Source organism: Rheinheimera sp. (assembly GCF_030690345.1).
In the GTDB taxonomy this organism is placed as follows: domain Bacteria; phylum Pseudomonadota; class Gammaproteobacteria; order Enterobacterales; family Alteromonadaceae; genus Alishewanella.
The window spans coordinates 370,540-382,353 of the sequence record NZ_JAUYGV010000006.1 but is presented as its reverse complement, the minus strand read 5'-3'; the positions used below and the strand labels follow the sequence as shown (position 1 = coordinate 382,353).

Below are 11,814 nucleotides of genomic sequence, written 5' to 3'. Positions count from 1 at the left end.
CAACACTCCATCTTTTTAGCGGAAACACAGTACTTAAGCACTGTATAACCTACTGTAAAGCAGCGCTATTTTTGTTAATAAGTTAATCGGAAGCTTAAACCCCGCTCTCACGCAGGCGCTTATTAAGCACGGAGCAAGATGTGGTTGATTTAGCGAAAAATGTTGGCTAGTTTAGCAGGATGTAAAATCAGGATATAAGGGAGAATCCCGCGGTGAAAGCAGGGATTTTTCCTTCTAATAATATTGTTAGCTGCTCATGGAGGTTTCATGTCTAATACCGAGCAATCCATAAATCTTATAGAGCTAGTAAAGGCTATTGGACCATATTTTGTTGCAGTGGCTGGTATGTTATTTGCATTTATTCAATCAAAGCGCCTAGCTGAGATTACGAAAGAAAAAGACCTTGAGATTGTTAAACTTCAACAAAAGTCTCTTATTTCAATGGAGAAACTTAAATCTAAAAGTGCAGCCACATTAAAGCTGCAGGAGATTTACAGTCCTTTATACGCGAAATTCGAAACTATTATTCATGTGTATTGTGGTTTAGTTTCTAATAAAAAAATAAGCTCAGAAATTCAAGATGACTTAATAAAATATTTTGTTGAAGATTTTGTATCGTTTTCAGTTGAGTGTCGAAAGATTGTACTGGCAGAGGCTATTGCAATTTGCCAATACTTGCAGGATCACAAATGCTATGAGCTTGCAGTTAAACTTGACATTAAGATTACAGAAGCGTTGTCTTTATTTGATTTATCTGGCAATTCTTCGGGTATTGAACACGTGGAACCCATTTACAAAGCTCAAAGAGAATTATCTTTGCTGTATGTGGCTTTTTTCTACCGTGTAGCAAATTTTGAAACAGCAGCTAACAAGTCAAGAAACGCGGATGCAGCAAGCTGCATCGGTTCTTGAAGCGTTAGGCCTATAAATCGTACAAAGATCATCATTCCAAATTTAGTCGGGGAATATTGAAAATGGAAACCATATCAAGATCGATGATAGAAAATATCGCAGTGACTGTCGGAATTTTAGATTCACGGGAAATTCGCGGCCCCTTGCAGCGTTGGCTTGAATATATGGCCTATTTAGAACTTAAGGAATGGTTGTTATCCATTGGTGAGTTGCCTGAGGAGTTAATTGATGAAGAATTTTCAGTCGATGCGATAAAAGATTGGGTCACTGGGGAAATCGCCTCTAATTCATTTAATTTTAGAGAAAAAATCGAGAACATACTGTTTAAACTAAAAGAGGCCGGAAGCAATGGTATTGATGACCTTTGCAGGCGATATTGTGAACATAAACAGAAAATGTCGTTAGGTGCGGATGGCGCTTCGCTTTTACTAAGTTTTAATGGCGTTAAAGAAATGATAATGGACTCTGTGTTAGATGCCCTAATTTTTAGCGGTGTTCCAGTTTCACTTCTGATTTCGTTTCTTCTGAGAAGTGGGATTTTGGACAAACTGTGCGATTGCGAAAATTTGCTTGGTGAACGACATAGTAAGGCCTAACAAGGCCAGTCAAGCGGACCTCCGTAAATTGTCTTCTTTTTTGCATAAACCCGCAAAAAAAACAGCCAATTCACTCCGGCCGTTGCTGGCAGCGTTAGGCATCAACCAAAAGCATTGCGGATTAGCGCCGCTTACCTTCTTACTGAGCGTATTCGGTGGCTATCTTGGTATACCACTGCCTCACATCAGCTTTGTTAATGTTACTTAGCTTTGTGTTTCATTGACTAATACGCTAGCTTGCCTGCAGTTTTGATAAAAGTGATCACGCCGATGTTACTGCCGTTATTTGATACCAGCCGCCATGAACCGCTTACCAATAACCTATGGTGTGAAGCTACGGCTCAGGCAGAAATTGCCGCCATTATTGCCGATATTGAGCAAGCATTGTTACCTGAAGCTTGCTGGCCTACGCATTCGCTTGATGCAGAAAGCTACCCCCGACCGGGGCCAAAGTGGGCCTCCTACGCCGGTGCCGCTGGGACTATTCACGCGCTGCAAATTCTGCGGCGCTACGGCTATAACGCCAGGGATTTATCCGGCTTCATTGAAACCGTTTACCAATCTTTCCTTAAAGAACCTGATGTCGCTGTTGAACCCGGCTTACAAATTGGCGAGCTTGGCATACTAATGCCGGCAATATTAGCGCAACCGGAAGATCAGCAACTGGCCCAGCGCGTTGTGCGCTGTATGGAAGCCACTATAGCGCTGCCACTGTACGAAATAACGTCCGGACAAACCGGCATGATGCATGCTGCGTTGGCGCTTTATCGTAAAACGGCTGACAACCGCTGGCGCAGTATGTACGTTCAAGGCGCCAAGTCACTGATGGACAACTGGCACCAAGATACAGATACCGGCGAGTGGCTGTGGCAAAGCCAGGTGTTTGGACCGAAGCGGCATTACTACGGCGCTTGTCATGGTGTCGCCGGCAACGCCAACGTCCTGTTGCAAGGCGCTGACTTATTGCCAGATGGGTACGTTGAATTGGTAATGAAACGTACTATTGCCACACTCAATATCTCAGCAAAGCAAGACACTGATTTAGCTAATTGGCCGCTGTGCACTAAACCCAATATTGAAAAACTGCTGGTGCAATGGTGTCACGGCGCGGCAGGCATTGTTACGGCAATGGCCAGAACACCGAAAGTCGATTCTGAGGAATCTAAACAGCTTGATCAGCTATTGGAAAAAACCGGTGAGCTGGTGTGGCTAGCAGGGCCTTTGGTAAAAGGTTCTAATATCTGCCACGGTACCGCAGGCAATGGTTATGCGTTTTTGTACTTATATCACCGGTGGGGAAACCCGCTTTGGCTTGAAAGAGCAAAAAAGTTCGCTATGCATGCCATTGCACAATGCCAAAGAGACCGTTTACGCTATGGGCAGGGACGATTTACCTTATGGACCGGTGATGCCGGGCTGGCAATATTCTTGCACCACTGCCTGCATCCTGAAACAGCAGCAATACCCGGGCTGGATTTATTCTGATATTGGTTAAGCTATGTTCAAGCACCTCAAGGCTTTGTGTGAACAGACCTCTGTGGGCAGAACAAAATTAAAATCAGTCTCTTTATAGATTTAATTTTAATCTGCCCCAGTTAATCAGATTTGCAAACCAAAAATCTGGATTACGCCTACGGCGATCAGATAAATAGCCACAACGTAGTTTAGGATCTTCGGCCGGATCAGTATCAGAATGCCGGCTACGATGGAGAGTACCGGAATAAGGTCAATATGCAGAGTCATAATCCTGTCCTTTTATGTTTGAGTTTAGTGGTGGGTTAGCTAAAGCATTGTGCTGCCTGGCTGGGAATATAGCAATTCATTAAAATGCGATGTAAACGTGCCGGAAAAGGGCCGCAGCTGGTTAATTTCTTACGCTAAACTCGAATTACCTAAAGCCTTGCATCAGAGGTGTGAATGCCCCCGGAAATGTGGCAATGCCCGAAATGTGTGCGCGAATTCAGCCGCAAAAATCAGCGCCATGCTTGTGGCACCGGCAATAATGCGGATGTGCTGCGCGACAGGCCGCCAGCGGTTATTGAGGTTTACCGGGCACTAGAAAACTTTATTAATAACCTTGGCAAAGTAGAAACCGTGGCCCGCGACCGCTATGTGTTGTTTCGCAGCCGCCGCATTTTCGTCGATCTGTCGATTATGCAAGACGCGGTGCGGGTGGCGATACATCTTGGCCGCCGGATCGATAACCCGGCGTTTATTAAGATTGTTGCTGACGGCAAACAAGTGACTCATGTGGCGAAAATTGCCAGCCTGGCTGAGCTTAAACACATTGAGCAGCTGCTTACAGAAGCCTGGCAGTTTTCGCTCGCTTGACGGCAGCTATGCTACGGCCATTTCGCACGATATACCTGCGCCAGTAAGCTTTCTTTACCGCCAACCAGTCGCTAGTCTACCGAGATTGCAATCTTGCCTTTTCGGTTTCCGATTTCTATAAGTTCATGCGCTGCCACTATGTCAGTTAACTTCATCACCCGCTCGACGATTGGCTTAATACCACCGGCATCCACCACTTTTGCGATCTCAGTAAGCCTTTTCGCTGATTGGGTTGTAAACACAAAATGGATCTCGGCATTGGCTAACCAGCCGGCAATCAGATTTTGCGGCACAGCCATATCGACAATGGATACCAACCGCCCTGAGGTTGCCAACAATACAAGACTGTTTTCTATTGTCTTTTGACCAACAGTGTCCAAGACAATGTCAAAACCAGAGCTGTAATCCTGCTGCAGGTCTTCGTACAACGACTCACTGCGATAGTCGTAATTAACATCTGCCCCCAGCATTTCGACAAAATCTTTGTTATGCAGACTGGCTGTAGTTACCACATGCGCGCCGAAAAACTTCGCAATCTGAATTGCATACACACCTACGCCACCTGCCCCCCCATGAATAAGCACTTTATCGCCTTTTTTCAGGCGGCCCCGCTCCACTAAACACTCCCATGCGGTGCCAGCGGCTAAAGGCAGTGTAGCCGCTTGCTCAAAAGAAAGGGTGGCAGGTTTTTTGGCAACTATAGCGGCTTTCTCAAAGTGGTGTGTTGCATAGCTGCCCTCATTTTCCAGTAATCTGGGCACATAAAACACCTCATCGCCAACCTGCAAGTCATGCACATCTTTGCCAACTTTCTCAATGATGCCGGCACAATCAACGCCCAGCCTTGCGGGTAAAGCAACAATACTTTTGTAATCTCCCCTTCTGGTTTGTATATCAACAGGGTTCACCGACGCCGCTTTTACCCTTACCAGCACTTCATCATCTGCCGGGGTAGGTGTCGGTTGCTCTACCAGCTTCATCACGCTTGCCGCGCCAAATTGTTCGATCACTACAGCTTGCATTTTTATCTCCGAATTTGAGTTTTCTGCAGTCTACATCGAAAGTTCCCTTTGCATAAGTACGCACAATTTTGTAATGTAGTATCAATTTGTATACCACTAAGAACACCGCCGATATGAACTACGATGAACCATTTGGCTGCTCAGTAACGACGACTCTCAAGGTGATCGGTGGCAGGTGGAAACCGATTATCTTGTTTAATCTGTTAGAAAACGACAAATGCAGATTCAACGCGTTAAAACGCATGATTAATGGCATTACGCAGCGGATGTTGACCATGCAGCTAAAAGAACTGGTCGATGACGGCGTTGTTGCGCGGCAAGTGTTTGAAGTTGTTCCTCCTCATGTTGAATATTCGCTGACAGAATATGGCAAAACGCTGACGCCCTTATTGATGCAGATGAGAGACTGGGGGGCATTCCATGCACAAAGACCCACAATCACTGAGCAGGAAAATGGGGCCTAGCCTGAAATATCAGCGCTCTGCCTGTGGCACCGGATTTAGCTAAGCAGTTACAACATAGCAAGATTCGGGTCGGCAGGCCGGTAGCGACCTTTTAGAATTGTCTCTGTTCCGATTAGACATTAATTTCAAACAGAGCCAAGAGGTCGAATATGCATACTCTCAAAAATAAAGTCGTTATTATTACCGGCGCCAGTGCCGGTATTGGTCGGGCAACCGCACGCCTGTTCGCCAGCGAAGGCGCTGCTGTGGTGCTGGCCGCACGAAAAGAGCCCGAGCTGCAGGCTTTGGCTAAGCTTATTACTGATGAAGGCGGCCAGGCATTGGCAATAGCGGGTGATGTTGGCGAAGAAGCATTTGCCAAAACGCTGGTTGAGCAGACGTTAGCCAAATTTGGCCGCCTGGATGTTGCCTTTAATAATGCTGGCATATTGGGTGCTATAGGGCCGGTTACCGACATGTCTTTGCACGATTGGGATCAGGTTATCGCAACGAATCTGACCAGCGCTTTTCTGGCGGCGAAGTATCAACTGCCAGCAATGTTAGCGGGCGGTGGCGGGTCGATAATTTTTACTTCTACTTTTGTTGGCTATAGCGCGGGGATGCCGGGAATGTCTGCATACGCGGCCAGCAAAGCAGGGCTGATTGGTCTTACCCAAGTACTTGCCAGCGAGTACGGTAGTTATAATATTCGGGTAAATGCGTTATTGCCCGGTGGAACTGATACCGCAGCAGCGCAGGAATTTGCCAATACGCCGGAGAAAAAAGCATTTGTCGCCGGCCTGCACGCGCTGAAACGTATCGCTAAGCCAGAAGAGATTGCCCAATCTGCGCTCTATCTGGCTTCTGACGCATCGAGCTTTACTACGGGTTCAGCCATGCTGGTAGACGGCGGTGTATCGATAAACCGGGTTTAAAGTCCCGGCTTTGATGGTTGATTTTGTAAATAAAATTGGTACATTTATTGTCTGTTAAAGGAGATATCATGATTTAACAACAAGGAAAACCAATGAAATTACCAATGATATTGGCTATCGCCCTCGCTGCAGCCGTTTTTCAGGCTGATGCTAACAACTATGCAGACGTGCAGCTAAGCCTGCTACAACCGGCCCCCTCTGATGCCATCTGGAGCAGAGAAAAACAAGTTACCCCTATGTACCCGATAGAGTTGGCACGACAAGGCATCGCCGGTTGTGGTGTGTTTAACGTGACAATTAATGAAAACGGTAAAACCACCAACGTTAGCCTGGTTAACTCAGTGCCCGGCAAAGTGATTGCTAAACCAGCAATTAAGGTGATTAAAAAATGGCAATGGGTTAACAACAGCAGTGTAGCTAATGCACCAGAGCAAAAGCTAATCCGGCTGGATTTCTGCATGGGCGGCAGCACAGCTGAGGAAGCAGAAGCCCGCTGCAAAGTGCAAGCTGCAGCGCCATGTCAGGCTTAGAGAAAGAGTTCATAGTTCGTTAATTCCAGCCATCAGCTGAACTATCTGTTAGGCTGGCCTATTTGGAAAGGCGACATACATGCCAGTAAGCAACGCATCAGATGCGCTATCCCCGCAGCAACGCATCCGCTACATTATTCAGGCTATTCGTGCCGAAGAACAATATTGGCGCGAACGCTACCCCATCCTGCGCTACCAGGACTGGCTTGGGCTGGGTATATTATTATTTGCACTAACCGGTATGGTAACTGCCGCCGGTTTATATTACCTGCAGTTGATCCCGGCCTGGGCCTGTATAATCGTGGCCGCACTGTGTGCATCCCTGTCGCATGAAATTGAACATGATCTGATCCATCGTCAGTATTTTCGTAACACGCCAATCATCTACCATGGCATGATGCTGCTAACCTGGTTGATGCGCCCTAACACAGTTAACCCCTGGTACAGGCGCGATATGCACCTGTTACATCACAAAGTTTCCGGTACTGCCAAAGATATGGAAGAGCGCCTGGTAGGCAATGGCATCGCCTATGGCTTTAGTCGTTTTATCGTGATGTTTGACGGTTTATCGGGTCTGTTTATACGTCGCGCTATTTTGCGCCGCGAAGTAGACAACTTTTCCGTACAAAAGCTGCTGCAAGCAAGCTTTCCGCTGGCCAGCCTGTATTTTCTTTGTTGGTATCTGTTTTTGCTATTCCACGCCTATGATGCCCTGTTCGGTGGAATTAGCGGATCTTATCCAGACAGCCTGACATGGCTGATGCAAGGCATTGATTTTGCTGTGGTGGTGCTTATCGCCCCCAACGTAATTCGCTCAGCCTGCTTAAACTTTATCACTTCCCATATGCATTATTACGGCAACGTACATAACTTGCTGCAGCAGACCCAAATTCTGGATCGCTGGTATTTTATGCCGCTGCAGCTATTTTGTTGTAACTTTGGCAGTACCCATACTATCCATCATTTTGTGGTGCATCAGCCATTCTATCTACGCCAACTGGTGGCCGGAAAAGTCCTTAAGGTGCTGCGTGAACAGGGGGTAAGAAGCAATGATCTGTCCACTTTTGTAAGTGGCAACAGCTGGAATGAAGAGCAAACGGCCAGAGCAAATTAAAATCAGTATCTTTATAGATTTAATTATAATCTGGCCCCGCTAATCAAATTTGCAAATCAAAAATCTGGATTACGCCAACGGCGATCAGATAAATAGCCACAACATAGTTTAAGATCTTAGGCCGGATCAGTATCAGAATGCCGGCAACAATGGAGAGTACCGGGATAAGGTCAATATGCAGAGTCATAATCCTGTCCTTTATATTTGAGTTTAGTGGTCGGTTGACTAAAGCATTGTGCTGCCTGGCAGGGAATATAGTAATTCATTGAAAATGCGATATAACACGTAACAGCAAAAGGGCACCGTTAGTTAATTTCTTACGCTAAACCCGAATTACCCCAAAGCTTTATATCAGAGCTGTGAATGCCCACTGAAATGTGGCCATGCCAGGGCAACCTGATCCGCGTCTGATGCAGCGAGCGCCAGTTGTAACTGCCATAACAGGACAGCATCAATGACCGAACAGCGTATTTTCAGTATGGCTTTTGCCAAAGCTTATCCGCTGTATGTACAAAAAGCGAAGCGCAAAAACTACACTAAGAGCAAAGTGGATCAAATTTTTTGTAAACCCAAGCACCACCACATACAAGACTTTAAGCCCCCACAGAATTTAGCTATAGCAACAATCAAATGGATGCGGTTCATTGTTTGACAGCTTTCAGATGTAAAGCGGACTGACATGCTGCGCTTTTAATCAAAAACCCTTATAAAACAAAGAAAAATAGTCAAATAAAGTAAACGCCACCCTCGAGTTTTACATGGCATATACAGTTACACTCACGAAAAATTGATAAATATATGATAAATATAACTTTGCATTGTTCGGGGGATTTGCCCTGTGTAAATTCGATGCAGTTCAATTGCAAATGGCTTTTGAATGTTCTCAATATTTTAACTAAGGAGAGTTTTTATGAAACGTAGCAAAAAAATCTTAGTTGCACTTGCAGCAGTTGCGGCATTAGCTTCAACAGCCGCAATAGCTGGAAATCCACATTGTAGCTGGATATGTAAATACACATATTGCACTGAATGCCAAGAGCTATAAATTACAGCTTGATATCTGAGCATTAAGAGAAATACTTTAAATTTAATGTGGCAATGCAATGCTGAGTCACATTAAATTTTCATATGGAGTATTACTCCAGATTATTTCTGGGAAGGTATAAATACCTCACTGGCAAATTTGCATTAAAACATCAAACCTGAATAAAGCTGTGAGCTTTCCTCTTAACTCATAAGTGCTTTACTCTGTGTAATGTTGTCAAAGGAAAGTCAACGCAGTTACAACATTTGGGCAAACTGATAGACGAACTGACAAAGATATTGCGCCAATAGGCTTTGCCTTTTGCCAGCGCGGCGTAAACCAGGCATTTACTGCTCGGTAAACTGCTTTAAGGCCTGCAGGCGTTGATCCCACTGTGCTTCCAGCGCAGCGATAAAATCGCGCCCTTGTTGCAGTGCAGCGGTATCCAGCTGCACCTTTACTTCACGCCCGGCCGGGTGCAGCTGTACTACTTTTGCCGACACCAGCGCCTGAATTTGCTTACGCGCGCCCTGGCGGGAAATGCCGAGATCTTTTGACAGCTCGCCCATACACAGCGCTGCGCCCTGTGACAGCCGCTGCACTATTTGCAACCGCACGGGGTCACCCAACGCTTTAAACAGCTGTGCTACAGCAGCCTGACTCATTTGGCCTCCATACTGAAATATTGCTGCAACCGCACCAGCATAATATCCCAGCCGTTGTTGTTTTGTTGCAAGCTGCTTGCGGCAATTTCCACCGGCAAATCGGCAAAGCCGGTTTCGGTTAAGCTGACTTTACAGCGGCCCGGTGCAAGTTCGGTAATACGAAACTCAACCAGGGTATTGGGCACGGTGCGCACATCACCGATAAAGTCGTTACCACCGGGCACCCAGCGGTAAGCGAAATAGCTGTTGGGTATGGCGTCTTGTATAAACACGCTGTTTCTGTGTTTTTCACCGAAGCTGAATACCGGCTGGCCACCGACCTGATAATCACCTTCGACTTTATCAGGAAACCACTTTATTACCTGCTCCGGCGTGGCGATGGCATTGTATATGCGCTCTGCGCTGGCGTTGATAGTCAGTTCGCGCTGAATAGTGTTTTGCATAAGTTGCTCCGTAGCTGAGTTTATCTTCACTGCGGTTTAATAAAAGCACAGCACAACCAAATATGCAACCATATGGTTGCATATTTGCTGTCAGCACTATTTACTGCCAATGCTGTATTGCGATGTCGAATACTGTAGCTGTGATACGACTAAACTATGATATGACTAAGCTAACACTCAGCTAACACTCAGCTAACACTCAGCCAACACTCAGCTAACAGGAGATACTTATGAGCACAGCAGCAACCGTTAAAGGCCCGGCGTCTTATTTCCCGTCCATTGAACAGAAATACGGCCAGAGCATACAACACTGGCTAACCTTGCTGGATAACGTGCAGGAGCAGCCACATATGGCTCAGGTGGCGTTTTTAAAGACGCAACATGGCATTGGCCATGGCCACGCCAATGCGCTGGTGGCGCATTATCGCGCAAAAAAATAAGCTGAAGCACTTACCAGACCGGACGGCAACCAGATCATGTTGGATCAGCAGCGCTGAAATAACATAAATTGCTGATATACAGCACTATTATATTTTGCCCCTGCAACAGAAACGCTGGCTAAATGTTAGCCGGCTGTTTACACTGAAAGCCTTTTACGCGTTTCAGACAGGCTATGCCGGACATCGATTTAACCACGCTGGATTTAACCACATTAATTGCCCTGACGTTGGTGATCAACCTGTTGGTGGCTGCTTATATGGTGTTGTTAGCGAAATTGCAGCCACAACAGACAGCCTTCCGGCATTGGGCCTTGTCATGCTTTATTTTTGTGCTGGCCAGTGTGTTAGCCGCCAGCCGGCTGTATCAGGTGCCGCCGTTGCTCAGCGTGGTACTTGCGCATGCGTTGCTGGCACTGCCGCCGCTGCTGGTTGGCAGCGGCCTGGCTCACTTTATTCACGGCCCGCACTACCAACTGCCGCTCAGGCCCTTAGGCTTTTGCGCTGCAATTTATCTGTTTTTGTTAAGCATCAGCTACCCGCTGTCACACAGCGCCACGCTACTTAATGCTGCGGCCATTGCTGCCGCGTGTATCTGGTGCGTGGTGTTGCTGCAAAGCGTGAAGCAACCACAGTTTGTCAACCGGCTGCTGCAAGCCGTGCTGGCACTGCATGCGCTAACCATGTTGGCCGAAATCGGTCTTTACCTGAGCCACTGGCACAGCGCACTGCCGCCGCAAGCGGCAATGCTGCTGCAGTTAATGTTACTCAGCCATTTACTGTTAACCACAATGGCCGCCGTGCTGCTGCCACTGCTGTTTTTTATCAGCCGCGAACAACTGCTGATGCAGCAAGCCGACCTGGACGAGCTGACGCTGTTACCAAACCGGCGGCATTTTTTGCGCGAGTCTGCCGCTTATCTTAGCCTGCAGGGGGCAGATGCGCCGCTATCCATAATGATGCTGGATCTGGACCATTTTAAAGCCATTAATGATAACTTTGGCCATGCCGTCGGCGATGTCGCCTTACAACAGGTGGCCGCCATTTTGGCGCAGCAGCTGCGCAAGACGGATTTTATCGGTCGTCTTGGCGGTGAGGAATTTGCCATAGTAATGCCCGATACTGCAGAAGCCGAAGCACAAAGGATCAGCCAACGTTTGCGCCAGCAAGTTGAACAGCAAGCGCGTATTGTTGATGGCAAGGTGCTGGGGTTGACCATAAGTATTGGCGCAATCTATGTGCAGCAGTTTAGCCACATGGATTTCCAGACCCTGCTAAAGCAGGCGGATGAAGCGCTGTATGAATCAAAACGCAACGGGCGCAATACCGTTACTTTTTATTACGCCCGTTAGTACTTAAGTT

General features: G+C 46.8%; 17 protein-coding genes. 12 read left to right on the top strand and 5 right to left on the bottom strand.

What is annotated here, in order from left to right:
- Nucleotides 1-267 precede the first annotated feature (267 nt).
- From Q8O77_RS06375 to Q8O77_RS06365, 3 genes are all read left to right on the top strand, one after another.
- Complete coding sequence (locus tag Q8O77_RS06375; RefSeq protein ID WP_305552017.1) at nt 268-912, top strand: hypothetical protein; 645 nt, start codon at nt 268-270, stop codon at nt 910-912.
- Between the two features lie 62 nt (nt 913-974).
- Nucleotides 975-1,508, top strand: coding sequence for a hypothetical protein (locus Q8O77_RS06370; RefSeq protein ID WP_305552016.1), 534 nt, complete (start codon nt 975-977; stop codon nt 1,506-1,508).
- A gap of 270 nt (nt 1,509-1,778) precedes the next feature.
- On the top strand, nt 1,779-2,993 hold the full coding sequence (locus tag Q8O77_RS06365; RefSeq protein ID WP_305552015.1) for a LanC-like protein: 1,215 nt from the start codon (nt 1,779-1,781) through the stop codon (nt 2,991-2,993).
- 114 nt (nt 2,994-3,107) lie between these two features.
- On the opposite strand, the gene Q8O77_RS06360 is transcribed toward Q8O77_RS06365, so the two are convergent.
- The gene (locus Q8O77_RS06360; protein ID WP_173499862.1) at nt 3,108-3,251 is read right to left on the bottom strand and encodes a DUF3096 domain-containing protein; all 144 of its coding nucleotides are present in this window, start codon (nt 3,249-3,251) and stop codon (nt 3,108-3,110) included.
- A gap of 174 nt (nt 3,252-3,425) precedes the next feature.
- On the opposite strand from Q8O77_RS06360, the gene Q8O77_RS06355 reads away from it, so the two are divergent.
- Nucleotides 3,426-3,839, top strand: a complete 414-nt coding sequence (locus Q8O77_RS06355; protein WP_305552014.1) for a DUF5655 domain-containing protein — start codon at nt 3,426-3,428, stop codon at nt 3,837-3,839.
- Nucleotides 3,840-3,910: 71 nt separating this feature from the next.
- Here Q8O77_RS06355 and Q8O77_RS06350 read toward each other — a convergent pair whose 3' ends face one another.
- On the bottom strand, nt 3,911-4,819 hold the full coding sequence (locus Q8O77_RS06350; protein ID WP_305552013.1) for a zinc-binding dehydrogenase: 909 nt from the start codon (nt 4,817-4,819) through the stop codon (nt 3,911-3,913).
- Between the two features lie 155 nt (nt 4,820-4,974).
- Here Q8O77_RS06350 and Q8O77_RS06345 point away from each other — a divergent pair, with 155 nt between their 5' ends.
- From Q8O77_RS06345 to Q8O77_RS06330, 4 genes are all read left to right on the top strand, one after another.
- The gene (locus Q8O77_RS06345) at nt 4,975-5,325 is read left to right on the top strand and encodes a helix-turn-helix domain-containing protein (protein ID WP_305552012.1); all 351 of its coding nucleotides are present in this window, start codon (nt 4,975-4,977) and stop codon (nt 5,323-5,325) included.
- Nucleotides 5,326-5,474: 149 nt separating this feature from the next.
- The gene (locus tag Q8O77_RS06340) at nt 5,475-6,239 is read left to right on the top strand and encodes an SDR family oxidoreductase (RefSeq protein WP_305552011.1); all 765 of its coding nucleotides are present in this window, start codon (nt 5,475-5,477) and stop codon (nt 6,237-6,239) included.
- A 92-nt stretch (nt 6,240-6,331) separates the two neighbouring features.
- On the top strand, nt 6,332-6,769 hold the full coding sequence (locus tag Q8O77_RS06335; RefSeq protein ID WP_305552010.1) for an energy transducer TonB: 438 nt from the start codon (nt 6,332-6,334) through the stop codon (nt 6,767-6,769).
- Between the two features lie 79 nt (nt 6,770-6,848).
- A complete protein-coding gene (locus Q8O77_RS06330) occupies nt 6,849-7,883 on the top strand; it encodes a fatty acid desaturase (protein WP_305552009.1) in 1,035 nt (344 codons plus the stop codon).
- Nucleotides 7,884-7,926: 43 nt separating this feature from the next.
- Here the strand turns inward: Q8O77_RS06330 and Q8O77_RS06325 are convergent, their stop codons facing one another.
- Nucleotides 7,927-8,070, bottom strand: a complete 144-nt coding sequence (locus Q8O77_RS06325; protein ID WP_305552008.1) for a DUF3096 domain-containing protein — start codon at nt 8,068-8,070, stop codon at nt 7,927-7,929.
- 267 nt (nt 8,071-8,337) lie between these two features.
- On the opposite strand from Q8O77_RS06325, the gene Q8O77_RS06320 reads away from it, so the two are divergent.
- Nucleotides 8,338-8,535 (top strand): DUF2200 family protein, encoded by a 198-nt coding sequence (locus tag Q8O77_RS06320; RefSeq protein WP_305552007.1) that lies wholly within the window; start codon nt 8,338-8,340, stop codon nt 8,533-8,535.
- Between the two features lie 258 nt (nt 8,536-8,793).
- Nucleotides 8,794-8,928, top strand: a complete 135-nt coding sequence (locus Q8O77_RS06315) for a hypothetical protein (RefSeq protein WP_305552006.1) — start codon at nt 8,794-8,796, stop codon at nt 8,926-8,928.
- A gap of 326 nt (nt 8,929-9,254) precedes the next feature.
- Here Q8O77_RS06315 and Q8O77_RS06310 read toward each other — a convergent pair whose 3' ends face one another.
- The gene (locus tag Q8O77_RS06310) at nt 9,255-9,572 is read right to left on the bottom strand and encodes a helix-turn-helix transcriptional regulator (RefSeq protein ID WP_305552005.1); all 318 of its coding nucleotides are present in this window, start codon (nt 9,570-9,572) and stop codon (nt 9,255-9,257) included.
- Nucleotides 9,569-10,015 carry an SRPBCC domain-containing protein gene (locus Q8O77_RS06305; RefSeq protein ID WP_305552004.1) on the bottom strand — a complete coding sequence of 149 codons (447 nt, stop codon included), beginning with the start codon at nt 10,013-10,015 and terminating at the stop codon, nt 9,569-9,571. Before Q8O77_RS06305 ends, Q8O77_RS06310 begins: the two co-directional genes overlap by 4 nt.
- A 230-nt stretch (nt 10,016-10,245) precedes the next feature.
- On the opposite strand from Q8O77_RS06305, the gene Q8O77_RS06300 reads away from it, so the two are divergent.
- Together Q8O77_RS06300 and Q8O77_RS06295 are read left to right on the top strand one after the other, a co-directional pair.
- A complete protein-coding gene (locus tag Q8O77_RS06300; RefSeq protein WP_305552003.1) occupies nt 10,246-10,455 on the top strand; it encodes a DUF4287 domain-containing protein in 210 nt (69 codons plus the stop codon).
- Nucleotides 10,456-10,628: 173 nt separating this feature from the next.
- Complete coding sequence (locus Q8O77_RS06295) at nt 10,629-11,804, top strand: GGDEF domain-containing protein (RefSeq protein ID WP_305552002.1); 1,176 nt, start codon at nt 10,629-10,631, stop codon at nt 11,802-11,804.
- The last annotated feature ends 10 nt before the right edge of the window (nt 11,805-11,814 follow it).